General features: G+C 43.4%; 20 protein-coding genes, 1 pseudogene and 1 riboswitch. Of the genes and pseudogenes, 19 read left to right on the top strand and 2 right to left on the bottom strand.

Annotation, left to right across the window (positions count from 1 at the left end; translation table 11 throughout):
* Positions 1-211: 211 nt before the first annotated feature.
* From DESYODRAFT_RS18775 to ilvN, 11 genes are all read left to right on the top strand, one after another.
* Positions 212-1,222 (top strand): class I SAM-dependent methyltransferase, encoded by a 1,011-nt coding sequence (locus DESYODRAFT_RS18775; protein ID WP_007785497.1) that lies wholly within the window; start codon positions 212-214, stop codon positions 1,220-1,222.
* Positions 1,223-1,270: 48 nt separating this feature from the next.
* Positions 1,271-2,149, top strand: a complete 879-nt coding sequence (locus DESYODRAFT_RS18770) for an ABC transporter ATP-binding protein (protein ID WP_007785495.1) — start codon at positions 1,271-1,273, stop codon at positions 2,147-2,149.
* 50 nt (positions 2,150-2,199) lie between these two features.
* Complete coding sequence (locus DESYODRAFT_RS18765; RefSeq protein ID WP_007785493.1) at positions 2,200-3,006, top strand: ABC transporter permease subunit; 807 nt, start codon at positions 2,200-2,202, stop codon at positions 3,004-3,006.
* A 295-nt stretch (positions 3,007-3,301) separates the two neighbouring features.
* Positions 3,302-4,990 (top strand): methyl-accepting chemotaxis protein, encoded by a 1,689-nt coding sequence (locus tag DESYODRAFT_RS18760; protein WP_242833486.1) that lies wholly within the window; start codon positions 3,302-3,304, stop codon positions 4,988-4,990.
* A gap of 4 nt (positions 4,991-4,994) precedes the next feature.
* Positions 4,995-5,300, top strand: a complete 306-nt coding sequence (locus tag DESYODRAFT_RS18755) for an STAS domain-containing protein (RefSeq protein ID WP_007785489.1) — start codon at positions 4,995-4,997, stop codon at positions 5,298-5,300.
* Between the two features lie 131 nt (positions 5,301-5,431).
* Positions 5,432-8,017 carry a SpoIIE family protein phosphatase gene (locus DESYODRAFT_RS18750; protein WP_007785487.1) on the top strand — a complete coding sequence of 862 codons (2,586 nt, stop codon included), beginning with the start codon at positions 5,432-5,434 and terminating at the stop codon, positions 8,015-8,017.
* A gap of 50 nt (positions 8,018-8,067) precedes the next feature.
* On the top strand, positions 8,068-8,556 hold the full coding sequence (locus DESYODRAFT_RS18745; RefSeq protein ID WP_007785486.1) for a (deoxy)nucleoside triphosphate pyrophosphohydrolase: 489 nt from the start codon (positions 8,068-8,070) through the stop codon (positions 8,554-8,556).
* On the top strand, positions 8,549-9,712 hold the full coding sequence (locus DESYODRAFT_RS18740) for a benzoate/H(+) symporter BenE family transporter (protein WP_007785484.1): 1,164 nt from the start codon (positions 8,549-8,551) through the stop codon (positions 9,710-9,712). The genes DESYODRAFT_RS18745 and DESYODRAFT_RS18740 overlap by 8 nt, the downstream gene beginning before the upstream one ends.
* Before the next feature lie 114 nt (positions 9,713-9,826).
* Complete coding sequence (locus DESYODRAFT_RS18735) at positions 9,827-10,381, top strand: hypothetical protein (RefSeq protein ID WP_007785482.1); 555 nt, start codon at positions 9,827-9,829, stop codon at positions 10,379-10,381.
* A 47-nt stretch (positions 10,382-10,428) separates the two neighbouring features.
* Positions 10,429-12,129: a biosynthetic-type acetolactate synthase large subunit gene (gene ilvB / locus DESYODRAFT_RS18730; protein WP_007785480.1), complete on the top strand. Its 1,701-nt coding sequence runs from the start codon at positions 10,429-10,431 to the stop codon at positions 12,127-12,129.
* Positions 12,126-12,623: an acetolactate synthase small subunit gene (gene ilvN, locus DESYODRAFT_RS18725; RefSeq protein WP_007785479.1), complete on the top strand. Its 498-nt coding sequence runs from the start codon at positions 12,126-12,128 to the stop codon at positions 12,621-12,623. Before ilvB ends, ilvN begins: the two co-directional genes overlap by 4 nt.
* Before the next feature lie 232 nt (positions 12,624-12,855).
* Here ilvN and DESYODRAFT_RS18720 read toward each other — a convergent pair whose 3' ends face one another.
* Positions 12,856-15,063, bottom strand: coding sequence for an N-acetylmuramoyl-L-alanine amidase (locus tag DESYODRAFT_RS18720; protein WP_085938798.1), 2,208 nt, complete (start codon positions 15,061-15,063; stop codon positions 12,856-12,858).
* 391 nt (positions 15,064-15,454) lie between these two features.
* Here DESYODRAFT_RS18720 and DESYODRAFT_RS18715 point away from each other — a divergent pair, with 391 nt between their 5' ends.
* The 5 genes and pseudogenes from DESYODRAFT_RS18715 (at position 15,455) to DESYODRAFT_RS18695 (ending at position 21,867) form a co-directional block, all read left to right on the top strand.
* On the top strand, positions 15,455-15,760 hold the full coding sequence (locus tag DESYODRAFT_RS18715; protein WP_007785475.1) for a hypothetical protein: 306 nt from the start codon (positions 15,455-15,457) through the stop codon (positions 15,758-15,760).
* A gap of 771 nt (positions 15,761-16,531) precedes the next feature.
* The gene (locus DESYODRAFT_RS18710) at positions 16,532-17,422 is read left to right on the top strand and encodes an Rpn family recombination-promoting nuclease/putative transposase (protein ID WP_007785472.1); all 891 of its coding nucleotides are present in this window, start codon (positions 16,532-16,534) and stop codon (positions 17,420-17,422) included.
* Between the two features lie 993 nt (positions 17,423-18,415).
* Positions 18,416-19,453 (top strand): agmatine deiminase family protein, encoded by a 1,038-nt coding sequence (locus tag DESYODRAFT_RS18705; RefSeq protein WP_007785470.1) that lies wholly within the window; start codon positions 18,416-18,418, stop codon positions 19,451-19,453.
* A gap of 1 nt (position 19,454) precedes the next feature.
* Positions 19,455-20,342 carry an N-carbamoylputrescine amidase gene (aguB, locus tag DESYODRAFT_RS18700; RefSeq protein WP_007785469.1) on the top strand — a complete coding sequence of 296 codons (888 nt, stop codon included), beginning with the start codon at positions 19,455-19,457 and terminating at the stop codon, positions 20,340-20,342.
* A gap of 368 nt (positions 20,343-20,710) precedes the next feature.
* Positions 20,711-21,867: pseudogene (locus tag DESYODRAFT_RS18695) on the top strand (IS110 family RNA-guided transposase).
* Between the two features lie 369 nt (positions 21,868-22,236).
* Here DESYODRAFT_RS18695 and DESYODRAFT_RS18690 read toward each other — a convergent pair.
* The gene (locus DESYODRAFT_RS18690; RefSeq protein ID WP_007785467.1) at positions 22,237-22,575 is read right to left on the bottom strand and encodes a helix-turn-helix domain-containing protein; all 339 of its coding nucleotides are present in this window, start codon (positions 22,573-22,575) and stop codon (positions 22,237-22,239) included.
* Positions 22,576-22,751: 176 nt separating this feature from the next.
* Here DESYODRAFT_RS18690 and DESYODRAFT_RS18685 point away from each other — a divergent pair, with 176 nt between their 5' ends.
* The 3 genes from DESYODRAFT_RS18685 to mch all read left to right on the top strand — a co-directional run bounded on the left by DESYODRAFT_RS18685 (position 22,752) and on the right by mch (position 25,364).
* Positions 22,752-23,156 carry a response regulator gene (locus tag DESYODRAFT_RS18685; RefSeq protein ID WP_007785465.1) on the top strand — a complete coding sequence of 135 codons (405 nt, stop codon included), beginning with the start codon at positions 22,752-22,754 and terminating at the stop codon, positions 23,154-23,156.
* 61 nt (positions 23,157-23,217) lie between these two features.
* Positions 23,218-24,318: an HD-GYP domain-containing protein gene (locus DESYODRAFT_RS18680; RefSeq protein WP_007785461.1), complete on the top strand. Its 1,101-nt coding sequence runs from the start codon at positions 23,218-23,220 to the stop codon at positions 24,316-24,318.
* Between the two features lie 74 nt (positions 24,319-24,392).
* Positions 24,393-25,364, top strand: a complete 972-nt coding sequence (mch, locus tag DESYODRAFT_RS18675) for a methenyltetrahydromethanopterin cyclohydrolase (RefSeq protein ID WP_007785460.1) — start codon at positions 24,393-24,395, stop codon at positions 25,362-25,364.
* Between the two features lie 123 nt (positions 25,365-25,487).
* A riboswitch (cyclic di-AMP (ydaO/yuaA leader) is annotated at positions 25,488-25,637 on the top strand.
* Positions 25,638-25,717 lie beyond the last annotated feature (80 nt).

Here is a 25,717-nt window from a genome sequence, read left to right as displayed (position 1 = left end):
TCTATCCTTAGGACGGGCTGCGTTTTGTTTTAGCGATGTAATGTTCAAATGGATGCTGAATCCGAGATCATTCAAAATATATTAACTCATGACGTGTATACCAGAGGACTAGGGAGACAGGCACAACTAGTTCACCTCTGCACATACAATAGAAGTGTGGAAAAGGACAATTGGTGCAGCCATGATATTATTATATAGGAGGAAACCTCCAGTGGAAATAGGTATGCTGGCGCTTTTTGGAAAGACAGTTACCCTTATGGAAAGCTTAGGATTTATGTGGATTGTGCATACGGGTTTTGAACTTAGACTATGGGAACGCCTTCTTAAAGGAGCATCTAAGGAACAGATCCTTGCGGAAAATTCGAATTGGGACTCACTTTTACTGGACCATTGGCTTGAACAAGCAAGAATTCAAGACCTGCTGGTTTTTAAAAATGGAAATTATCAGCTGAGTAAAATAGGGAAGGCCATTTGTGATTACCGTGACTATGGCTTAGAAGCGATGTACAAAGAGTTCGTCCTTCACTGGGGGCCATGCTTTGCCAAAGTGCCCGATTTGATAAGACGGAAAATCCCGCGGGATCAGTTAGATCGTGAAATGGAAAATGAGCTTATTTCCAGGGCCTCTAAAGCTTCTGAACCTTTTGTCTGGCCATTGCTGAGGGGAAAATGTGAAAAAGATCATTGGCTGAAGGTTTTAGATGCAGGCTGCGGCGAAGCAGTGTTTTTACGGAGACTCGTCGAAGAATTCCCAAATCTGAAGGGGGTTGGACTGGAGATCAATCCCTCTGTAGCCCATAGGGCTGCGGCCCAATCTGAATCTTATCAAGAGCGAATTCGAATCGTTGCCACAGATGTCTTTGAGTTTACTGACACTTTGGGATCCTACGATTGTTGTCTGCTCAATAACAATATCTACTATTTCAGCCATGAAAAGCGCGTAGAGCTTTTGAACCTTATTAAGGGTCTATTAGCACCGGGAGGCCAAATTGGGATTTTAACGGCTCTGCGCGGAGTAAATGCTTCCTTTCAACTTTTCAATACTCATATTCCACAAAACTTAATGAGCTTTTTCCTGTCCTGCCACGAGGGTTTTGCTGGATTACCTCTGGAAAAAGAAATGCTGGATCTCTTGGATCAAACGGGTTTCACCGAGATTGAGACGATTCCGCTCCCTTTTAAGGTCTCGCATTATTTTTTTGCTAAAAAGCCCTTGGCTTAAATTGAGCGTTAAGCATTCTAAAAGGTCTTGGCAGGAAGTAGGGAGGAAATGATTGAGGTTGAGGGATTAACCAAAGTATATCGTCAAGAGGGACGGGGAATATGGGATATAAGTTTTCAGGTGGAACCTGGGACAGCCTTCGGATTTCTCGGGCCCAATGGAGCAGGCAAGACGACGACCATCCGACTTTTAATGGGTTTTTTAAAGCCCGATTCCGGACGAGTAACCATCAATGGGCTTGATTGCTGGCGGGAAAAGACGGAAGTAAAGAAGATTGTCAGTTACCTTCCTGGTGAACTTCATTTTATTGAGAACCTGACAGGAGAGGATTTTTTAGATCTTATCGCAGGCATGCATGGCGACGGTCTTCAGATAAAGAAAAAGCGGGGTTATTTGTCAGGGGTTTTTGAATTGGACTTAAAAATACTAATTCGTAAGATGTCCAAAGGAATGAAGCAGAAGTTGGGAATTATCGCGGCATTGATGCTGGATGCAGATGTACTCATCCTTGATGAACCGACCTCCGGGCTGGATCCTTTAATGCAAAACGTATTTCTTGAATTAATCCTTGAGGAAAAGAAGAAGGGGAAGACTTTGTTTATGTCTTCCCATCAATTTTCTGAGATCGAGCGATCCTGTGAGCAGGTTGGAATGATTCGAGAAGGAAAACTTTTAACCGTTCAAAGTATTTCCCAGCTAAGAGAAGCCGAGTATCAAACGTTTGAAATTGAAGTCGAAAGTGACGAGGATGTGGCCCTTCTAAATGAGAGCCCATTCGATCTGATCCCTATTAAGAAGAATTGCTTTATGGTCCGTGTAGCAGGTGAATTGGATACTTTGTGGTTAATTCTCGGGCAAGTGCGTGTTAAACGCTTTAGGGAACATTTTATGGAGTTGGAAGAGGCCTTTATGGATTATTACCGATAGTCCCCGTTACCGGGCTGAGAGATCAATGACAAATTTAAGGTGGGTTAACTATGAATAGGGCATTGTTTCGGGCAATGTATAAACAATATCGCAAGAAAGTAGCAGCCATTTCAACCGGAATCGTTCTTTACGAAGGACTTTTGACATGGGTTTATCCTATTATTGCGAAAAATCCGGCGGTGATAGAGGTTGCAGAGTCTATGCCTTCTACTGTAAAGACTGTTTTTGGAATTTCGGAAAATGCACGGACGGATACATTTGAAGCCTTTATATCGGGCCAGTTTTATGCCAGGATTTGGGTTATGCTTATGGCCTTATACGGAATACAAACCGCCAATGCCTTACTTGCGAAAATGGTGGAGGATGGGTCTTTGGCCTTACTTCTCTCTACACCTGTATCCCGCAGTGAGATTCTTTCAACTCAAATGGGAGTTTTGCTTAGTACAAACGCTATTCTAGTCGCTGTTACGATCGCCGGGCTCTTTATCGGCACGTTCTGCTCCGGAATTGAAATCAATCGCTGGAATTATTTATGCTTGGGTGTTCTGGGAATTGCCTTTTTCTCTGTGATTGAAGTCTATAGTCTCTTCTTCTCAGCCTGGTTTGTTGAGGAAGAACAGGCTTTAACCTATGCCGCAGGTTTAACGCTGGCTTTTTACGGTCTGGATATCGTCGGAGGACTCAGCGATAAATTATCCTGGTTAAAAAACCTCTCCCTCTTTCAATGCTTTCAGCCGCAAGAGGTACTAGAAGGAACGAGAGGCACGATGCCGACCATTATAGGTCTTAGTGTTGTTTCAGCGGTTCTCTGGTTATTGACAAAAAAGGTATTTGAGAAACAGGATCTGGCAATATAAAAACGCAGAAATTGGCGCCTAACCATAAATAGGCGCCAAATTTGGCTTCAGTGAGGCAGTTTGTTGAGAAGTCAGACATGGTAACATCAGAATATTGTATACCAAATAAGTTGACTCATTAAAGGAGTTTGAAATAATTCGTCTAATAAAAAGCATAGTAATTACATAATATACGGTCGGTTTTATTGTAATTTATTCCTCAAATTTGTTGGTCGGCACATGCGGAAAGCTCAACTAGATTTAAGAGGGAGGGAAGCTGATTTCTACCTGCGTAGAAACCAGGAAATGAATGAAAATGACATTAGCAAAAAAAATGGTGGCTTATTTTTTGTTAGTAATCTTTGTGGCGTCAGCTGGGTTTGGTTACACGATTTATAAGTGTACTAATGCGGAAGTGGCGGTTATCGATCTCAAGGGTAAGATTCCGAGAATGCAGACAAACAATGATATTGCCTATAACGCTGCTGCCGAGGCCTCTAATCTCAGGGCTTATTTACTCTATGGCAAGGAACAATATCTTGATGAATTTAAGCGCTTGGCAGAATTAAATATAAAGCTTGAAGATGTCCTTATCAATGAGGCTATGAATGCACAGTCACGCAAATTAGCTGAGGAGACTAAAGCACTGGATCAGAAATATGCTGAACTGGCGAATAATAAATTTATTCCTTTATTGAAGGCTGGCAACCGGGACGAGGCAATGAAAGTAGCGATTGAGGAACTGGCACCACTAGGCAGTCAATTACTGGCAAAGGTTGATGAAGCCAAAATCCACCGCATGAATACGGTCCAGAAAGCTATGGAGGATACCTATAATGCTACGTTATTAGCTAAAAGGGTGTCGGTAATATCCGGAATTCTGATGGCGGTTTTAGGAATCCTAATCGGTTTGTTTGCAGCTCGTAGAATTTCGGCCCCGGTCAGAGAGTTACAAGGGTTGATGGCTCAGGCCAGCGAAGGAAATCTGATGGTAAGGGCGATTGTCAAAACCAAGGATGAAATTGGAGAGCTTTGTGAGTCGTTTAATGCCATGATCGCCGGGCAATTGGAGATTGTCCGGTCGGTGAGGAATAGTTCGATTGACCTGGCGGCAGCATCTCAGGAAATGGCAGCCTCTTCCAGTGAGGTATCGGGGGCAACAACGATTATCGCCGCCAAAACCCAGACGGTTGCCGAGTCCATGGATGTTGCCTCAAATTCAAGCATGGAAACCTCACAGGTCCTAGTCGAACTTTCGGCACTTATTCAAATTGCCAAAGATAAGGCCGCTTCAGCCAGCGTTCAATCGGAAAGCTCTATTAACGCGGCCAAGGAGGGAAAAGCCACCGTAAACATTGCGATGCAAAGCATGAATACTATTTACGATAAGACGAGAGAAGCGGAAAAAGTAATCCAGCTCCTGAATGAATACTCTCAAAAAATCGGTATGATCAACGAAACCATCACCGGTATTGCAAGTCAAACAAATTTATTGGCACTCAATGCGGCTATCGAAGCCGCCCGGGCCGGCGAATCGGGCAGGGGATTCGCGGTTGTTGCTGAAGAAGTCAGAAAACTGGCGGAACAATCCAATGTTGAAGCGAGCAATATTTCCCAGCTGATTTCTAAGATTACCGAAAACACAACCAGTGCGGTTATAGCTATGGAGCAAAGTTTAGCTGAGGTCGAGATAGGGGTGCAAGAGGTCGGTAAAGCGGGGAAATCACTGGAGAACATTCTCTCAGCCGTCACGGAAACGGTAAGCGATATCAATGGGATTGCTAAGGTCACAAACGACGAGGTTGCTTCCTCCGACAAAATTGTTCAACTCATCGAGGGGGTTGCCGAAGTTATTGAGAATACAAGCCGGGATGCCCAAGAGGTTTCCACAGCTATCGAGGAAACGACGGCAAATGTTGAGATGGTAGCCGCAAGTACTGAGCAAACCAGTGCAATGTCGCAGGGCCTGCATAATCTTATTACTAAGTTTAAGGTCGAGGAGTGAGACGATGAAACATTCAATTAAAGTCAATGGAAATCAGGCCACGGTATTCTTAGCAGATAAATTATACGTTCGCGATGCCTCGTTACTAAGAGACGATGTGTTAGAAATAATCGACCGTGGGGTTACGAATATCCGGATTGATCTCTCAGGGTTATCCTACATCGATAGTTCGGGATTGGGCACGTTAGTGACGATTAATAAACGCACGAAGGAGAAAAACGGCAGGCTTGTGCTGAGGGGCGCTCAAGGTCTACCATTTGAACTAATTAAACGAACCCGGCTTGACAGGGTGTTTAGCATTGAAGATTAAAACGTATTGAACGCAAAACTTTAAAAAGTATTGAGGAAAATGATATTACTGAAGGCTCTAGGCAAAACGATTAATAATCTGTTGGCCTGGAGCTGAATTTTGTTCAAGAGTATAGGCAAAGGAGGTCCTTTATGCTTAAAAATGCCCAATCAATCCTCAATAGTATGCCATTTCTGGCTTGGCTAAAAGATAAGCAGGGTAAATATGTGCTTGTCAATTCAGCCTTTGAAGATTTCTATAGAATAAAGAATACAGAGATCGTCGGAAAGACCGATTTCGATTTCTTTCCTCATTATGTTGCCTTAGAACACAAACGAAGTGAAGAAGAGTTAATAAAATCTAAAAACTGGCAGCCCCTTCTTCCTCTTCACCATGAGGTGGGAGGCCAGTGGCTGGAAACCTTTGTTGCGCCGTTTTTTGAGGAGGCAAGGGGTGAAGTCATAGGAACTATAGGAATAGCGAGAAATATCACGGAGAGAAAACAACTTGAAATTGATCTTGCCAACCAAAAGAGATTTCTCAAAACGATCATTGATACTATACCTGATTTTATATTTTATAAGAATACCAAGAGCGTGTTGCTGGGGTGTAATAAAGCGTATGCAGAAAAGGTTTTAGGGGTAAGCGAGGATGAAGCAATCGGCAAAATAGATTTAGAAGGTATGGAGGATATCGAATCCGTTCAATTCTATCAGCAGAATGATCAGGAAGAATTATTGACCTTAAAATATGAAGGGAAATTTGCTTTAACAGGTGGTAATGTCATCTCCACTGAAACAGTGAAAACAACTTTCTTAAATGAGCAGGGGAACGTGGCCGGGCTTATAGGCATTGCCAGAGATATTACGGAGAGAAAACAGCTTGAAAGTCAACTCAGAGAGAGCAAAGAAAGATACTCTGCAATTGTCAATAATGCACCCCAGATTGTCGTTATTTTTAAGCAAGGGATCATTGAATTTGTGAACAATGCTGGTATAGAAGTCCTGGGGTATAACGAAGAATGTGTCCGCCACCATATGAAGGGTTTTAAGACAGAAACCTTATTTGGGTCTGTTAATTCGGCTTTATTGGATAGCATAAGAGGGGAACATTGTGTCTCCTATGAAATAGAGCTTATTAAAAAGTCCGGTGAAATCATTAATGTACTTTTAAAGGGTACAGAGATTCCCTATGAGAGGGAAAAGGCCACACTGGCGGTCATGATGGATATTACTGAAAGCAAACAATTAAACCTCAAGCTGCGGGCAAGCGAAGAGAAATTCAGACAGCTTGCCGAAACGATCAATGAGGTTTTCCTGATTACTGACGGAGAGAGGATTGTCTATGTCAGTCCGGCCTATGAAAGAATAAGTGGGATGTCTTGTCAGAGCCTGCTGGATAATCAAAGTTCACTTCTTGAGTTGATTCATCCGGCTGACAGGGAGAGGATGCAAGCTTCGTTCTATCACGGCTCGCGCACAAAGAACGAGGATTTAAGCGAGGAGTTCAGGATTACCCGACCCGATGGGGAAACCAGGTGGCTTTGGATGCAAAGCTATCCCATACGGGATGAAGCCAACCCTAGCTCAAGGAGAGCGATGACCATCGTTGATATAACCGACCGGAAGAAGGCAGAAGACAAGCTTAGGGAGCGGGAACATCAGACTCAGATCGAAGTTATGTTAGCCGCGAGGGTGCAGCGTGATTCCCTGCCCCGCCCTTTGGTCAACAATAAGGTTCGGGTCCGTACGATTTTCGAGCCCAGAAGCACGATCAGCGGAGATTTTTTAAATTACAAGTGGTTCGGGGAACAGGAAAAATTATGTGGTTATATCATAGATGTAAGTGGACATGGTGTGGCTACAGCTTTGCAAACCGCAACCTTTAAAATGCTGCTGGATAACGTTCTGCTTACCGGAGAGAGGATTGAGGAAGAGGTCCTGCAAACGATTAACCAGAAAATAATGCAGTATTTATATGAGGATTCTTTTGTAGCTTTACTGTACTTCGAATTTGATTTTCGAGCCGGGGTGCTTAAACTAATCTGTGCCGGCATAACCCTATTTCTCGCTGCCAATCCGCAGGGATGTTCGTTAGTCCCTATCTATGGCTGTTATCTTGGTATTATTGATCATCCGGAAATCGAAACCAAGATAATATCATTGAATCCGGGAGACATATATTGTTTGATGAGTGATGGTGCTTCTGATCTCTTGGAATTACATGGGCTACGTAAACAGGGTAGTTTCGCGGAATATAAGAACTGGCTTGAGGAAATGGCCAAATGTCCGGAAAGAAATGATGATTTTTCGGTTATTTGTGTCGAGATTCTCCATGAAAGCAAAGGAACAAGCCTACTGAAGATAAAAAGCGATGCGGATCTCGAACGCGCTCAGGTAACTATAAGTGAGTTTCTGGAACGGAATGCTCCGGGCCAGGCGCCCATGATGGAGGTTGCTGTCAATGAAGCGATCAACAATGGTTTTCTTGCCTGCGGGCAAGTTTTTGTGAAAGCCAGGCGGATTGGCGGCAGACTAATCATAAGGGTTAAGGACGATTGCCAGGGTTTTGACACAAAGGATGTTAATGTCCGCCGGAAAACAGAGAGGTATGAAGAAGAATTTGAGGAGATGCTGGATGCCGAGGGCGGACGAGGCATCTTATTAATGAAAATGGTTTGTGATAAAGTCATTTATAATGCTAAGGGCAATGAAGTGCTCTTGATGAAGGTGATTTAACACATGCGAAAGATTCTTGGCAGATTGTCCTAAAAATAGTATATTTGATGATGAACTATATTAAAGACACAAGCTATCTCCTCAGAAAGGGTGAGGGAAAAATTAAAGAAGTAACAGCAGCAGTTATCCTAAAGGACAATTGTGTCTTGATTGCCCAACGGTCGGCCGGTGATAAATTAGCAGGCAAATGGGAGTTTCCGGGCGGCAAGACGGAACCCGGCGAGACTCCGCAGGAATGCTTGAAACGCGAGATCAAAGAAGAATTAGAGGTTGACATCGAGGTGTTGAATTTCTTTGCTGAGAGCATTTATACATATCAAAGCGGGACCATCAAACTAATGGCCTTTTGGTGCAAGTGGATTGCGGGTGACTTAACTTTAAAAGTCCACAGCAAAATTGTATGGGTTAAACGGTCCGAATTGAACCTATATGACTTTGCCCCCGCGGATATTCCGCTGGCAGAAAAACTAAGGCAATTATTAAGCTTGGAATCTCAAAGCTTAGAAAGTAAAATATTAGGAGATTCGGCGCATGAGTAGCAGAATAGGGGACCTTAATAATAAAACTGTGGCTGCCGGAATTGCATCAGGACTTTTAGCGATCACTGGCCCGCCTGTCATTATCCTGGAAGCTGCGGCCAAGGGTAACTTTACAATGACTCAGACCATCCTTTGGATGTTCTCGGTCTATGTATTTGGCGGAATCTATAGTATTGTGATTCCGCTGTATTATCGCATGCCTATCGTGGGTGCCCATTCGATTACAGGTGTTGCTTTTCTGGCGACGGTCACGACTCAGTTTACGTATCATCAGTTAATCGGTTCTTATATTTTTGCCGGGCTGTTGATGTTGCTGATTGGATACCTGGGAGTGTTTTCCAAGCTCCTGGAATATGTGCCTAAACAAATCATTTCTGTGATGTTAGCAGGAATGATTACAAAGTATATGGTTAGTTTTGTCACATCACTCCACCATTTCCCTCTGGTTAGCGGAGTGTCTCTTCTCACCTACTTTATTTTCAGCAAATGGAATCAGCGAATTCCTCCAATGGTTGCGGCCATCGGGACAGGATTTGTGCTCTTGATTTTGACGCAGCCTTTAAATAATGTTGGCTTGGTATCAGAGTTTGTTCTTCCGGCTCCTCAGCTCCCTGTATTTGATCCCTTAAGTTTATTCTCCGTTTCAATTCCTCTTGCCTTACTTATCTTGAGCAATGATGCGGCGGTTGGGATTGGGGCCCTGGAACAGAATGACTATCCCCCGCCTGTGAACCAGGTTATAATCTTCAGTGGTATTTTTTCAATAATAACCAGCTTTTTCGGAGGGCAATCAGCAAATATTGCAGGAATGATGACTGCGATTTGTTCAGATAATGAAGCGGGCCCCAAGGAGAAACGCTATATGGGAGCAGTCGTCTCAGGGATCATCATTCTTTTGTTTGGCTTATTCGCCTGGAAGCTGGTTCCCTGGATTCAAGCCCTGCCATCGGAGTTTGTAGCAATGCTTGTTGGTTTTGCCTTGCTGGGTGTGTTTGGAAATAGCTTGTCTGTGGGCTTCTCAAAGCCAACTATGAAATTGAGCGCGGCATTTACCTTTGTCATCGCTGTGTCTAACATTACCATCTTTAATGTTAGTGCACCGGTATGGGCTTTGATTATGGGTACCTTGATTGCCCGCTTTGTTGAGAAAAATTGACAGCTATAGAAAAACTGCCGATTCATGGAGTAATGACTTTAACGACTTTCTCCCGGAGGTCCTTTTTATGCTATAATTGTGAGTAATATCAAAATTGCGTTAAGGAGTGTATGTATGGGTTTCCTTAGAAAAAGGATCACGTTAGGGTCTTTTATAAGAATGATTGCCAATGAGGTTTTACAGGTACCCCAGTTTACTTATGAGCATTATCTTAAACACGATCCAAACTCAAGATTAGCTCAAAGTGAATTTGAGGAGTTTGTTAAAAACCTATCTTCTTTAAGACTCCTGATTTTCTACGCTTTATTAAAAGACAGCCAGAATAAAGGGCAATTAAAGTTTAAATTAGATGACTTTGTTAAGACCTTTATCCAAGCGTTACAATTAGCTTACCAAGATAATGACTTCGGCCAAGATGAAGCCCAGCGGCTTGTGGCAGCTTTCAGTCATGAGTTGGATGGTTACACTAGTTACCTTGAGACAATACCCGAGAATGACTTGCGGAAAGACGGGTTTACTGCCTATGCATGTTTATATTTTACTTCCAAATTCAGTGAACCTTCTAAAGAGGATGTAAAAAATGGGATATATGTCTCGCTTATCAATACCCAGCGGTTGCTGATGAAAGAATATTATAGTCAAGCCATACAAAAGGTTAAGATTACTTAAAGTTATATCTCTAACATATTCATTGGGAGAAAGAGAGGGTTACTGACTTGATTATTACCGGAGCAGAGGCGATTATTGAATCCCTGAAAAACGAAAAGGTCGATGTAGTGTTTGGTTATCCCGGCGGGGCAGTGTTAACACTTTATGATGCTTTATATCAAGCGGACTTTAGACATATCCTCACTAAGCATGAACAAGGAGCGGTTCATGCCGCCGATGGTTATGCCAGGGCAACGGGAAAAGTCGGAGTTGTTATTGCCACCTCTGGCCCGGGGGCAACCAATCTGGTGACAGGAATTGCCACAGCCTACATGGATTCTATTCCTTTAGTGGCGATTACAGGACAAGTTGCTGTTCCTCTGATCGGAAGGGATTCCTTTCAGGAGGCCGATATCCGGGGGATTACGACTCCTATTACGAAACATAATTATTTAGTTAAGAAGGCCGAGGATTTACCGGCTGCACTTAAAGAAGCCTTTTATATCGCCCGAACAGGCAGACCAGGGCCCGTTGTTGTTGATATTGCGAAAGATGTCTTTGCCGCTTCCTTTGATTATCAATATCCGCAGGAAGTTAAGCTGCGCGGTTATCGTCCTGTTTACGCAGGGGATACTGAGGTGATCGAAAGGGTTTTTGCGGAAATGAAATCTGCTCAAAAGCCGCTGATTTTTGTAGGAGGCGGGGTCAATCTGTCAGATTCTGCTGAGGAGTTAAAAGACCTGATTGAACAGACCGGCTTTCCGGTTATTTCGTCGTTAATGGGTTTAGGGTGTCTTTCTTATGATCATCCTCAGTTCTTAGGCATGGTTGGAATGCATGGGACTTATGCAGCTAATATGGCTACGACGGAATGTGATTTGCTCCTTGGAATAGGAGTCCGCTTTGATGATAGAGTGACCGGACTTCTGAGCGAATTTGCGGCAAAGGCTAAAATTGTTCATTTCGACATCGATCCGGCGGAAATCAATAAAAACGTTTTAGCCCACATACGTGTGATCGGAGATATAAAATGGTCAATGCCGGCCTTAACCCAACAAGTTAAGGCGGTTTCCGGCGAGCTTAAGGAACAGGTTCGATCCTGGCTGGAGAAAGTACAGAACTGGTATCGGGAGAAGCCTTTGACCTATGTGCGGGGCACTGACCTTGTTATGCCCCAGGCGGTCGTCGAAAAGGTTAGCCAATTGACTCAAGGGGATGCTGTAATTGTTACAGATGTCGGGCAGCATCAGATGTGGGTTGCCCAATTCTACGGTTTTAAAAATCCCCGTTCCCTGCTCACCTCAGGCGGGCTTGGCACAATGGGCTATGGCCTGCCTGCAGCCTTAGGCGCGCAATGCGGATTGCCGGATAAGCCGGTTATCCTCTTTGTTGGCGATGGGGGAGTTATGATGAATTGCCAGGAGTTTGCTACGGCCGCGGAATATCATTTTCCGGTCAAAGTTCTTATCCTGAATAATCAATGTTTAGGTATGGTTGCTCAGTGGCAGAGGATGTTTTATGGAGGGCGCTATTCCCAGACCAATCTTAAAGGGTCCCCGACCGACTTTGTGAAATTAGCTGAGGCTATGGGGGTGGCTGGTCTAAGGGTGACCAAGCCGGAGGAACTAGGAAAGATTATTGAACAGGCCTTGGCTATTCCGGGTCCAGTGGTCGTGGATATTCAGATTCCGGAAGTATTGGACGTCTTCCCTATGGTTCCGGCAGGTGCATGTTTAGATCAGATGATGCTAGGAGGATTAGAAGGATGAAGCATACACTCGCAGTATTAGTAGAAAATAAACCGGGGGTATTGACCCATATTTCCGGACTTATTAGCCGTCGGGCCTTTAATATTGAAAGTATCGCTGCCGGGTACACGGAGGAACCGGACACCACCAGAATCACGATTGTGGTCGAGGGGGATGAGATAGAGCAGGAACAAGTTGTCAATCAGCTGTCTAAATTAGTGGATGTTATTAAAATAAGTGATCTGACGGCAGTAGAGTCGATTCAGCGTGAGTTAGCCTTAATTAAGGTTAAAGCAAGTATGGCGACACGTTCAGATATTATTAATATTGTCGAGATTTTTCGAGCGAGTATTGTTGATGTTAACCGGGAGACGATGGTTATCGAATTGTCCGGGGATGAAACAAAGATCGATGCCTTATGCCAAGTCCTCGAAGAGGATCACGGAATTATTGAAATCGCACGTACGGGTAAGATCGCGCTTTCACGGGGACCAATTCCGGCGAAAGATCAGTAAAGATAAGGCTGTCCTGAAAACTCAACTACCAAAATTCTAAGTGGCTGCAACAAACACAAGCGTCCTCCTTTCACATATCAAAAAGTGGAGAGGACGCTTGTGTTTTGTTGTTTTAGAAGCATAAGTGGGGACGTGGAGAAACCATTGATCTGCAATTCGAAAGGCGCAATGGATGATGGGGATAGAGAGAGACTGTTTATACATAATAGGTGTGGCAGAGATTTAAAATCTGTTATGCCTCTGGCAAGGGGTTTTTATAATAGTTGTAAATTCCAATCAGAATGGCATTGGCAACATTTTTGCGGAAGGTCGGGTTCTGCAGCCTTGCTTCTTCGTAGGGATTGGATATAAAGGCGGTTTCAACCAAGACAGAGGGCATGGTTGTATAGCGTAAAACATATAATCTGCCTTCTTTGGGTCCGCGGTTGTTTGTTTTGATCGTGTCGATGACAGCAGATTGAATGCTATTGGCAAGATGCAGGCTCTCATTTTTTTGAGGATTATCCGCAGAATAATAGGTTGAAGTGCCTTGAACATCCCTATTAAGACTCGCATCATTATGGATACTTATGAATAGATCTGCCTTTGATTCATTGGCTAAGTTTACCCGGGTTTGGAGGTCTTCGGCTTCTGTGTGGTTGTTTGCACAGAGTGAGACATCCTTAGTTCGAGTAAAGATAACGGTTGCTCCCGCATTTCTTAAAGTTTCGTCCAAAGCAAAGGCTATGGCTAAGTTGTTATCTTTTTCGTAAGTTTTCGTAGGGCCGATAGCTCCCGTATCCGGTCCGCCATGACCAGGGTCAATCATTATGGTCTTACCTGACAAGGCATTAGCGGGAACTTTTTCAAAGGGATTGATAAGAACTTCTGTAGAAGGATCATAGGTTGTTACAGGAGGATCATCTTTGGGGTCTTCGGCAGGAGGAGGCTCTTCATCCTCTCCTCTTGAAGGAGGAGGAGGTTCCGGTTTCTTTATTTCTGAAGGGAGCGGGGGAAAGTCCTTCAGATTGTCCGGGTATTTTGAAGAGGTTTTTCCTTCAATAATAGTTTGGGCGGCAGCACTGATAATCCCGGTTCCGCCTAAAATATAAACCTGACCATTAACGGATAGATCAATGGTGGGCGCAGAATTGCTGTTGTCTGACGAAGAAGGTTCGTTGTTCGCCGCGATAGTTACATAGTCAGCGGAGATCCAGCCTGTTTTCGATTTATAGGTTGTCTTGTACCATTGGCCTTGCTGTTCGAGAAGCTCAACAGAGGTATCCTTTGGGATCGTGACAAGCACATTTCCTGTGGAGGAAGGGGTTTCCCGAAGGTTTAGCCCACCTGAAGCCTTGGTGATCCCCTTTATGGATGTCACACTGAGATAATTGGCAGATACCCAGCCGGTTTTGGCTTGATAAGTTGTTTTGTACCATTGGTCCTGCTTATCGCTAAGATCAATCATGGTTCCTTCCGGAATGGTGGTAAGCACGTTTCCCGTGGAGGAGGGGGTTTCTCTGAGGTTTAAGCCCCCTGAAGCCGTGATTTTTCCTTGATTAAGCCGGGGATTGGTATTATTACTTGGGGTTTGGACCGGAGCCGGAGGTTCTACTTTCATATGCTGGCGCATAATGGCATAGACTGAGGGCGGGATATCGTTTACTTCCGCAAGTAAAAGGGGAGCCTTGAATTTAGAAGCAAGAACAGTACCCGCTACAGCGTCCGGAAATGTGATACCGGAAGCTAAGAAAAGGTCATTTGATTGGTAAGTTTCTTTCATGTGAGAGACAACTTCGGCATTCGTTCCGTAACGGTCATAGCCTGCCAGGCGAGTTTCAACGGTGAAGCTGCGTTTTGTTAATTCTTCGGAAGGAATGACAGCTTCCCCCCCGATTACGATTAAGTGCTGAGGGGCAGTTTCCTGATAGTATTGAATCACAGAATCCGGAAGCTTAGTTGAGGTAAGAACGATGGGGATCTGCTTTATGCCGGCAAAGGTTGCTGCAGATAGAGCATCCGGGAAATTATCGCCGTTGGCCAGAATCAAGGAATCGCTGGATAGCTTTTTGGCAAGGAGTACGGATGTCTCATACCGGTCAAATCCCCCGATGCGTTCCCAGTTTATCGACAATTTATCCGTGAGTTCCTTTCCAATGGCAGGTTGCAAACATGCATTCCCGCCCAGAAGAATAACGTTTTGCGGGGATAAGCGCTGCAATTCCTGAACAACCCGCGGGTCAATGGAGTCTCCTTTGGTCAGCAGAATAGGAGCATTTAAGCTTACAGCGAAAGGGGTTGCCGCGATGGAATCCGGATAATCGTTATATTCGCATAAAATAACCGCTTGAGCTGAGGTCCATCCTTTTTGAGATATTTTAAGAGCTGTTTCAACTCTGTCTTGTCCAGCGATACGCTCTGTTGAATAAGCCAAGGGGCTTGCTTGGGTTATGTAAGGCATGCAAAACGTAAATGCAAGCGTAGTAATAACAGATAAAATGAGCTTTTTCAGAATGTCCACCCTTTCCTTTATCAATTCATGTCGATTATATCACAAAATAAAGGCTTATTTTATGAAATTAATATTAAGAACCACTTATAATAGACGAGTTCTAAGATTCAGTTCTGATGCATCCTGCTCTATAGCTCTTCTAAATAGTTCCGGTTTATTGTCGAAGATAGTTGGAAGAGAACAAGGAGTCTGATATGATATAAATAATTGGTCGAAGGGTCGCCTTGACGAGTTATGTGTTGTACTAACCTTATATAAGTTCTTAAACAGTCTTTTTGCAGTAATAACTTGAATTATTGCGGATAATGAATGGCAGTGAAAGTTAGGGAGGAGAGAGCTTATGTTTAAGATTACTGAGGATTGCATCGAGAAAAAAACCTTTGTTGAGTATTTCAGTTCCGAGGCCAAAAAGGGCACAGAGGAATTTGAGCAGCTCATTAAAAGGTTTGAATCCGGACCACAGTACAAATTCCGCATGCGGGACAGGGATGAAGAAGTTTATTTTATTGGCTATTCAGATGATTGTACAAAAAAAGGCGGCTATGATCCGTTAGATATGTATGGTGAATACTATGGCTGTTTCGACATCCAATATCTTAATGCCGACGGAAACTATGTGAGATTAATGCCGACGGAGGATGATTAATATTTTATTTTAGCAAAAACGGTTGATTTGGCGAAATAGTTTATAATTTGTTTATAAATTGTTTAGAGAAAATCAAGACAATTAGTATAAACTATAATAGAGCTTCCTAAAAAGGGGAGTTGTTCCAACATAGTCTTGGTATCAAGGCCTGGTCCATGACAGTCGTTGGATCCGAGCGGTAAGCCCAGACGTGGGTATTGCCGCTCGGCGGACATGCTGTCGTCCTCATTTTTGTGGTTAATTGAAAGGGAGGGGTTTGAATGGAAGGACTAGATTTTTTGTTAACGGCTATCTGTTTCTCTGTTTTAGGTTATAGCTTATGCTATATGACTCTCTCAGTTAATCATAAATCTGAAGCTCAAAAGATTAACACGGAGAATTCCCTGCAGAGGTGAGTAGGAACGTTTCAAAAGAAAGCTATAGGAGTTATTAGATTTGTATAGCATATAAGGGCATAGCGGACGAAAGTGCGTTATGCCCTTTTTAATATGTTTGACTCTTATAACCTCTTTTTTCTTATAATTTTTGACAATACAGTCGGACAAGATTAACACGCTTAGGTCGCTAGAATCGTGAACAAGCGGGTCTTCTTAGCGTAACGCTCATTTATAGGACGTGGAAGTATAGTAATGATAATCACCAAAGACTTATCGGAATGCGCAAACATTTAAAACATGGCCAATATTTTTAAAGACAGTTAAGTGAAAGAGTGACTCGATTCTTCTAAACTGGTATAATAATTTTAAACGCGAAGAGTGGAGCGGTTAAGTTGTGAGACAGTTAATCGATCTAAAGATAGACTATGCTTTCAAGCTGATTTTTGGCAAGCAAGGTAATGAACCAATTCTTATGGCATTCTTAAATGCTGCACTTAAACTCCCGCCGGAGAATCAGATAACAACAGTTACCTTGTTGAATCCTGAACTGAACAAAGAATATAACTATGATAAGAAATCTGTGATGGATATTCGTGCAGTGACCAACGAAGGTATTAATGTCAATATTGAAATTCAGCTAGCCAATAGACATGACATGGAAAGGCGCACATTGTATTACTGGGCAAAAATGTACACCCTCCAAATGCGAGAGGGGATGTCTTACCAGGAATTGGCGAATACAATTACGATCAACATACTGGATTTTAACTACATCTATCAGACTAGAAATTACCATAGCGTATTTCGACTCTTCGAGAAAGACGAGGGGTTTGAATTAACCGAAGCGCTTGAGATACACTTTATAGAACTACCAAAACTTCTCGTAAAATGGAGAGAAGGGCTGGTTAGTCCATGGGAGGATTTGCTGGCGCGCTGGTTATTTTTATTAGAAGGCTCAGAGAACGAGGAAATTTTGAAGACATTGGAGGAGATTGCAATGCAAGACCCAGTGTTAAATCAAGCGATGGAAGAATGGGAAAAGTCAAGCGATGATCCAAAGATACGCGAAGAATATTTTGATAGGCGCAAGGCAGTCCTAGATGAAATGGCTGCGGTCAGAGAAGCTGAACTGAGGTTAAGAGAGGCAATAAGGCAGAGTAAAAAAGAAGGTAGAGAAGAGGAAAAAGAGAAAGTAACAAAAAAACTTCTTGAAAAGGGTATGGATGTTAAGTCAATCTCGGACATTACAGGCATGTCAGAAGAGGAGATAAAGAATTTAAGATGAGCGTAAGCGTCAAAAGGGGCTGTCTCAAACTAAAATGACATCTGTAGACATCATTTTAGTTTGAGACAGCCCCTTCAATCGCGGAACATCTCCTGATGGTCCCTGCTCCGGGCAGGTTCCTGGAACCTTTTTTTCCAGAGGTCACGTGGTGAGTCAATAAAGAAGACCCATTTCACCATCCGAAGCCTGTCTACGTATGCTGTAGTTAAAGCTAATAAAAAGGTGGAAATCAAAAATGCCATGGAGATTGCTTCCAGCGATGACCACGGCAGGTCAAATTCGTCAGCGCTGACGAATTTGACCTCTTATATCGAACCATTTAAAATAACTAAACGTTGTGTAAGAGTATGAGGTAGTCAAATCGGATTTTATCGATATGTATCACTTATTATTGGAGGTTTTATATTAAATGTATGAAACGGGATGCTTGATTTACAAATTTTGGCTGGAGTACTGCTATTTATTATAATGAAAACCAGAACGCTTTATTGTATAATGCTGAAGATGACTTTTATCCAACTTGCTGCGAAAGCAGCTTATTTCTTTGCACTAGCCTGAAATTAAAGACCCGAAAGACATGCAGAAAAATCCCCAGACCCGTAAGCAGGGCAGCTTCGTCCACAGAAGCGAACCCATTGCATGGAGAGGCGGTAAAAGCCCACAAGACGGTGCGGGGAGACGGAGCCACGGGTTCACATCAGGTATTACCCTGAGGTTTGGCGGAGTCCCGTACCGGCGAGTGGGCGAGCCTCGGAATGCTGCGGTGAGCGGATGTGGCGAAGCTGCCCGACCCGGGAGCACTTTCGCTTTCATTCTCTGCTGGTGCCGCATCAGCGGCATGAGAGTCTATTCAAAAAGCATAACTTCTGTTGCCTGTACTTTCGAAGCATAACTGCAACTAAGGTGGTGTCTTAGCCTTAGCTTAAGCGTTTGAAATTTTCTTCATAGGCAAAAATCTTGGTGAGTTTACAAATTAAGAATAGAGGGATTCCAATGTATCCAAAAAATCTAAACTATAAAATGCCGCCGGAGTGGAATAGGCATAGGCGGACCTTTATTTCATGGCCCATAAAAGCTTCTATGTGTTATCCGGAAGACTATGCCGCAGTCTGTCAGGGGTATGCGGAAATTATTAAAGCTATCGCTGAATTTGAGCCTGTAACGGTCGTAGTGAATCCTGAAGAGTTGGAAGCGCTTTCTCATTTATTTCATAACGAGAGGATTGGATTCCTTCCGATTGAGCATAATGATGCGTGGCTGAGGGATAATGGCCCCACCTTTCTTATCCATGAGAATGAAGACCTGGCAGGGGTTAATTGGAAGTTTAACGCCTGGGGCGGTAAATACGCTCCTTGGGATTTAGACGATCAGGTGGCCGCAAAAATCTTGGACCATGTTGGATTAAAACGATTTGATGCCCCAATCGTTATGGAAGGGGGTTCCTTCCATGTGGATGGAGAAGGCACGCTGCTGACGACGGAGGAATGCCTCTTAAACCCCAATCGCAACCCTGAATTAAGCAAAGAACAGATTGAAGGGGAGTTAAAAAAGTTTCTCAATATCCGGAAAGTCGTTTGGCTGAAAAACGGGCTTGATGGGGATGAGACCGATGGTCATGTCGATAATATTGCCTGTTTTGCCGCTCCGGGGAAAATTCTCCTGCAGGTTTGTGAGGAGTCCGGGGATGAAAATTATAAAATTACTCAAGAGAATTTAAAAATACTAGAGGGAGAGACGGATGCCTTGGGAAGACCATTGGAAATTATCCCTATCCATCAGCCCCCAAAGTTAAGAGATCCGCTGACAAATGATCGTCTGACCTTGAGTTATTTAAACTTCTACTTTGTTAATGGAGGAATTATTTTACCCGTTTTCGGAGGGGAAGCGAAGGAGTCCGACCGGTTAGCGGTCCAAGTGTTGAGCAATACCTTTCCTAAACGGCGGATTCGCACAGTCAATGGCATGGGGATCATCCGCGAGGGTGGAAATGTTCATTGTACGACTCAACAGATGCCGGAAGGGAGGAATTAGCTTGAGAAAGGTGAACGTAGCAGCTACTCAGATGAGTTGTTCGAACAGTATTGATGAAAACATCGCCAAAGCAGACAGCCTGGTAAGGAAGGCTGCCGCCCAAGGTGCTCAGATTATCTTATTGCAAGAGTTGTTTGAAACCCCGTATTTCTGTCAAAAGGAAAAATCTCAGTATTATGTCTATGCAACAGAATTAGAACAGAATAAAGCAGTCAACCATTTTAAACAAGTTGCTAAAGAACTTCAGGTAGTATTGCCGATCAGCTTCTATGAAAAAAAGAACTATGCACGCTATAATTCCCTGGCCGTTATAGATGCCGGCGGAGAAGTGCTTGGTAAGTATCGCAAAAGTCATATCCCGGATGGTCCGGGTTATGAAGAGAAGTTCTATTTTAACCCGGGAGATACAGGTTTTAAGGTCTGGAACACTCGCTTTGGAAAAATCGGTGTTGGGGTTTGCTGGGATCAGTGGTATCCGGAAGCCGCCCGCTGTATGGCCCTGATGGGGGCGGAGCTGCTTTTTTATCCGACGGCAATCGGATCAGAACCCCAGGATGGGTCTATGGATTCTAAAGAACATTGGCAGACCTGTATGCTGGGGCATGCCGCAGCGAACCTGATTCCGGTGATCGCTTCGAATCGGATCGGAGTTGAGGAGGATGATGAATCCATTATCACTTTCTATGGATCTTCCTTCATTGCAGGTCCGCAGGGGAAGAAAGTTGCTGAAGCCGGGCGCACGGAAGAAAGCGTACTAGTCGCCGAATTTGACCTGGATCAACTTGAGACGCAGCGAATTGAGTGGGGAATTTTCCGGGATCGCCGCCCTGATTTATACAGAATCATAGCCTCGTATGATGGTGAGATCACGATTAGGGAGACTTTTTAAAGTAATTAACTGAATAAGATTGATTTCCCCCCGGTACTAGTAAACCGGGGGGTTTTTTCCGTACTATCAGACTTTCATGCCGCTATGCGACACCACTGATGAATGAAAATTTTGTCAATAATACTCCTTAGGCTGGCGAAGGTAGGTCGAACTTTCTTGGTGCCGCGAGCCCGTCTATCAGACGGACCACATCGACCTGGTGTATCACGGATTGTTGCTCCTTCGGGAAGCACGCAGGGCAGAATAACCCATATTGGTTGTTGCACCAGCCTTAAATAAAACCAGTCTAAGGAGAAGTTGTTGTTATGGAAGTATTGCATGAACGATGTTGCGGACTGGATGTGCATAAAAAAAGTATTACAGCCTGCATCATTACCCCCAAAGGAAAGGAGATTCATACATTTTCAACAATGACTCGAAACCTAATCGAACTAGTTGATTGGGTAAAAGACAACCGATGCTCCCATGTCGCGATGGAGAGTACAGGTGATTACTGGAAACCGATCTATAACCTCTTAGAGACAGAGGATCTACAACCGATGGTAGTTAATGCCCAGCATATTAAAACTGTGCCGGGACGAAAGACGGATGTTAAAGATGCCGAGTGGATTGCACGTTTACTGCGTCATGGTTTGGTCCAAGGAAGTTTTATTCCGAACCGGGATCAAAGAGAATTAAAAGAGGTCGTTCGATATCGGCGAAGCATCGTTGAAGAAAGAACGCGAGAAGTGAATCGCCTACAGAAAGTATTAGAGGGGGGGAACATAAAACTATCCTCTGTGGCTTCAAATGTGTTGGGTGTATCTGGGCGAAACATGTTGGAAGCTATGATTAAAGGAGAGGAAGACACTTCTGTTTTAGCGGATTTTGCTCTAAAGAAACTAAAGGATAAAAAGGAAGATTTGAAACTTGCGCTAGAAGGATTACTTGGAGCCCATCAATTATTCATGCTTGAGAAGCAATTAGCTCATATCGATTACCTCAATGAACTAATTAGTAAATTGGACGAAGAAATTGAGAAACGTATGACCCCTTTTGCGGAAGAACTGAAGTTATTGGATTCTATACCCGGAGTTGGAAAAAGAACTGCTGAACAAATTATTGCTGAAGTTGGTACAGATATGTCACGATTTCCTACACCCGGACACTTATGTTCGTGGGCAGGGATGACTCCAGGTCATGATGAAAGCGCAGGAAAAAAAAGTCCACAAAGACGCGTAAAGGAAATAAGAAGCTTCGAAGCGCCCTTACCGAGGCAGCAAAAGCGGCTGCTCGTAAAAAAAATAACTACTTATCGGCACAATATCATCGGATAGCAGCCCGACGTGGAAAAAATAAGGCTTCGATAGCTGTAGGACATACAATCTTGTCTCTTGTACATATCTTGTTAACGCGAAAACAAGAATATGTGGATCTAGGCTACAATTATTTTGATGAACGTAAAAAAGATAGTTTGATTAAAAATTCGATCAAAAAATTGGAGTCACTGGGTTTAGTAGTAAGTGTTCAAGAACAAATAGCATAAATGTATTCAAAACGATTTACACAGATCGAAAAATAGCCCGGGTAAACTTGGTTTCTAACGTCTTAACCATTGTGCTTACACTAATTATTTTTTTGTAATGATAACCCAGGGTTTATTTTAGTATTGTCATTTTCGTAAAACGTGCACTTAGTCCAACTTTTTGAATTTTCAGGGCAGAAAGTATAAACTTGCGTTATATACTGCAAGAAGGTTTAACCCGTGCGAAGACAGTGTCTTCGTCTAAGCATAAGTGCAACTAAGGCTGCCGCCGCGCCTGCGGCTTGGCGCCAGCCAAGTTTTCTTTATGCGCCTCACAGTCACTATTCGAATACTTGCCGGAACTAAGCTGAAGGGGATGGAGATAAGCAGTTAAACAGATTCACTGGTAGATACAAAATAGGCCCTGGCCACTTCATAGACAAAATTAATTGATTTTGAATTTTTCCCGGCCAAAAGAGCATTAAGCTTTTTTAGGGTTGGGTCAAAATCATCGGAGGTAGAAAAAAGCAAAGCTGTAGGTTCCACTTCCAGGGCGGTGCCTATTCTTGCCAATAGGTCCAGGGAAGGAGACCTAAGGCCTCGTTCCAGATAACCTATATAGGAACTGCTCACATTAACTAGTTCAGCAAGTTTCTCTTGTGTAAGGCCTTTAGCCTGGCGGAATAACCGTATGTTTTTCCCAGCGACCTCCTGTATAGTTTTAGACACGCTATCACCTCACCCTCAATTTTATGTTAGTCACATTAAACATCTTACCGACTGTGTGTAACTAATTATGTTGAAAAACACAACATATAGTTATAGAATACATTTAGGCATTTTACCAATATCTATAAAAAATTAGTCGGAGGTATTAATAGAATGTTCAGTTGGGAGGAAGAAAATTGTCGGGATATATACTAGTTGTTGACGACCAATATGGGGTTAGACTTCTTATTCATAAAGTTTTGGAGGAATCAGGCTATAACGTTAAAATGGCGGCAAACGGGTCTGAATGTTTGGACCTTGCAATATCCTTAAACCGCCCATCTCTCATTCTATTAGATAATAGGATGCCGGCAATGACAGGGCTGCAAGTATTATCCCGGCTTAGTGAGGACTATTACGCTAAAAATATCCCGGTAATCATGATAAGTGCAGAATCTGATCTGGAGGACGTTGCCCGCTGTTTGGGTGTTCAGAGTTTTTTAAGTAAGCCTTTGGACGTAGACGTTTTGCTCAAAACAGTTGAGCAAACGTTAGCAGGGGCGAGATTGGAACAGAGGGACGCCGGAAGGAGTTTAAATTAATTCCGGCTGGGCTGAGCAAATGAAGAAAAATTAGTATGAGCGTGTAATCTGGAGGTATTTGATGAATTTGGTTCTAGAAAAGTTGCCGCAAGGTTTTTTGATGGCAGGAAATCAAGCCCCAATGGACTTGTTCGATGCCAGGGGGCTTCTGTTATTGACAAGGGGGCAACTCGTGACAGAATGGATCAGAGAACGTCTGACAAGAAGCGAGGTATACACATTAAAATCTGAGAAAAAGCCGTTTGCTAATATTAAGCCCTTTTCCAAAGACCTGTATTGGGATATTATAGGTTCAATCTGGAGTATTTATCATGATGCTGAGTTGATCACTCCCGAGCAGATTTCTCAGACTATGGTAATTATCGAGTGGATTATTAAGGAGATTAACGATAAATGTATTTACATAGATACCAATTCTCTGCGAGTCAATTTAGCGAGTTTTAAAGAACATGATTATTGTACGTTTGTTCACTCTGTTAATGTTGCTATTCTCTCGACATTATCGGCAAGGGAATTAGGTTATAAGGGGCAGCGTTTAAAGTATCTCACGCTGGGTGCTATCCTTCATGACATTGGCAAGATTAAAGTACCTTATGAGATTTTGAATAAGCCGGGGCCATTGAGCAAACATGAAGTAAGCATTATCCGGCAGCATCCCCTTGAAGGTGAAGCAATGCTTCGAAATACGAAGGTTTTGCCCCGTATCTTAACTACAGTACGTCAACATCACGAACGTTGGAGCGGGAGTGGCTATCCCGATGGACTTAGCGGATCCGGAATTTGCCTGGAAGCCCAAATCATTGCTGTGGCTGATGTTTATGATGCTCTAACCGCAGACAGGCCATACCGTAAAGCACTTCCACCTTATCATGCTCTCGAAATGATTTTAACCATGGAAAAGGAATTTAATCCGGTTGTTGTCCGGGCATTCCGAAAATCCTTAAATCTTTATCCTAAAGATACCTTAGTAACCCTTAATACTGGGGAAATTGGCATGGTTGCAGCTGTACCGACCAGTTTTCCGACACGCCCTCTCGTGCGGCTATTGATTGATTGTAATGGGAAATATGTCGATAGAGAAACATATATAGATTTAATGTGCGAGCTGACCTACTTTATTATAGAAGCTTCTTCCGGTAACTATTATTTGGCGGGCCCTTAGAACTTAATGATATTGACGAAAAAGGGGTATGCTGAAGCATATAGTTAAAAGTACATGGAAAAGGAAGAAGCAACATGGTTTTTCCGTTTACCGAACAATCCATACTGAGCCCAAACCGTCAGGCCTTTCCCTTAGTTAAGGAATTGATCTTAAGGAGCGAGCTTCTGAGAGTCAACGTTCTCAAATACAATGAGGCAACAGTTATTGACTGCGGTGTCCGGGTTCAAGGGAGCTGGGAGGCCGGAGTTTTATTTGCAGCAGTATGCCTGGGCGGACTGGCTCAAGTAAACCTTCAATGGTCAAATTTTGATGGGTTACGCTGGCCGGCGGTAGAAGTTGTTACGGATCATCCAATACGGGCTTGTATGGCGTCACAATATGCAGGCTGGCCTATCAAAAATGGCGGGTTGCTTGCTATGGGATCCGGTCCGGGACGTGCCATTATTCATAAAGGTGGCCTGTATGAAAACTCAAGCTATGAGGATTATTCTGAGACGGCTATTCTATGTTTAGAAAGCGCGGAACTACCGTCAGAAGAGGTAGTTCGGCATCTATTGGGGGAATTTGGATGTAATCCTGAGAATCTTTATATTTTGGCAGCGCCTACTGCTTCTCAGGTGGGTTCCATTCAGATAGCCGCACGGGCTTTGGAAACAGGGTTATCTAAACTTAAAGAACTGGGGTATGATCTGGAAAGAGTCGTTTCCGGCTGGGGAATTTGTCCGCTCCCTCCTGCAGCCTGTGACCAGCTCAGCGCCTTAGGACGCTCGAACGATGGGATTCTTTATGGATCAACAGTACTTTATAATCTCAGAGATGATGATCAAATCTTAGATGCGCTTGTAAAGCAGGTTCCGTCCTGCTCTTCTAAGGAATATGGGCGGCTTTTTAAGGATATCTACAAGGACTATGGGAATTTTTATGATATAGACCCCCTGATTTTTAGCCCTGCCGAGGTATGGTTATGCAACTTGAACAGTGGGCGAACGTTTCATGCCGGAGCCTTACATACGGATCTTTTACGAGCTTCTTTTGGAATAGGGTAAAATGGCTGCCGGACACAACCAATCATAGAGAAAATATAATACAAATACCAAAACTAAATTGACCATTCGAATTAAACTATGATACAATTCTAGTTATTGTTAGTAGTTCCATAAACTAAATAATGTTCTCTATCGCTTAATTCTAATCTAGAAGCGGGGAAACCATTTTCCGGGGTGAATCCTTCACATAATTGTCGATAATTTAGTGAGGGTAGGGTTACTCTTCAACCCGAATCCGTCAGCTAACTTCGTAAGCGTTGCAAGAGAGGAACGAAAAGAGCATGCATGCGCAGCCTGCTTTGCTTTGCAGTTCCCAGGCTTACCTCTATGGCTGGAACCCGGACCTTTGGACG

It is taken from the genome of Desulfosporosinus youngiae DSM 17734 (assembly GCF_000244895.1).
In the GTDB taxonomy this organism is placed as follows: domain Bacteria; phylum Bacillota; class Desulfitobacteriia; order Desulfitobacteriales; family Desulfitobacteriaceae; genus Desulfosporosinus; species Desulfosporosinus youngiae.
The sequence above is the reverse complement of the archived record's forward strand: the minus strand, read 5'-3'. Positions and strand labels throughout refer to the sequence as shown.

Bases quoted from the DNA above. Each gene is read 5' to 3' on its own strand.
- DESYODRAFT_RS18770 (WP_007785495.1), top strand. From the start codon at position 1,271: ATGATTGAGGTTGAGGGATTAACCAAAGTATATCGTCAAGAGGGACGG.
- DESYODRAFT_RS18765 (WP_007785493.1), top strand. From the start codon at position 2,200: ATGAATAGGGCATTGTTTCGGGCAATGTATAAACAATATCGCAAGAAA.
- DESYODRAFT_RS18760 (WP_242833486.1), top strand. From the start codon at position 3,302: ATGACATTAGCAAAAAAAATGGTGGCTTATTTTTTGTTAGTAATCTTT.
- DESYODRAFT_RS18755 (WP_007785489.1), top strand. From the start codon at position 4,995: ATGAAACATTCAATTAAAGTCAATGGAAATCAGGCCACGGTATTCTTA.
- DESYODRAFT_RS18750 (WP_007785487.1), top strand. From the start codon at position 5,432: ATGCTTAAAAATGCCCAATCAATCCTCAATAGTATGCCATTTCTGGCT.
- DESYODRAFT_RS18745 (WP_007785486.1), top strand. From the start codon at position 8,068: ATGAACTATATTAAAGACACAAGCTATCTCCTCAGAAAGGGTGAGGGA.
- DESYODRAFT_RS18740 (WP_007785484.1), top strand. From the start codon at position 8,549: ATGAGTAGCAGAATAGGGGACCTTAATAATAAAACTGTGGCTGCCGGA.
- DESYODRAFT_RS18735 (WP_007785482.1), top strand. From the start codon at position 9,827: ATGGGTTTCCTTAGAAAAAGGATCACGTTAGGGTCTTTTATAAGAATG.
- ilvN (WP_007785479.1), top strand. From the start codon at position 12,126: ATGAAGCATACACTCGCAGTATTAGTAGAAAATAAACCGGGGGTATTG.
- DESYODRAFT_RS18720 (WP_085938798.1), bottom strand. From the start codon at position 15,063: ATGCCTTACATAACCCAAGCAAGCCCCTTGGCTTATTCAACAGAGCGT.
- DESYODRAFT_RS18715 (WP_007785475.1), top strand. From the start codon at position 15,455: ATGTTTAAGATTACTGAGGATTGCATCGAGAAAAAAACCTTTGTTGAG.
- DESYODRAFT_RS18705 (WP_007785470.1), top strand. From the start codon at position 18,416: ATGTATCCAAAAAATCTAAACTATAAAATGCCGCCGGAGTGGAATAGG.
- DESYODRAFT_RS18680 (WP_007785461.1), top strand. From the start codon at position 23,218: ATGAATTTGGTTCTAGAAAAGTTGCCGCAAGGTTTTTTGATGGCAGGA.
- mch (WP_007785460.1), top strand. From the start codon at position 24,393: ATGGTTTTTCCGTTTACCGAACAATCCATACTGAGCCCAAACCGTCAG.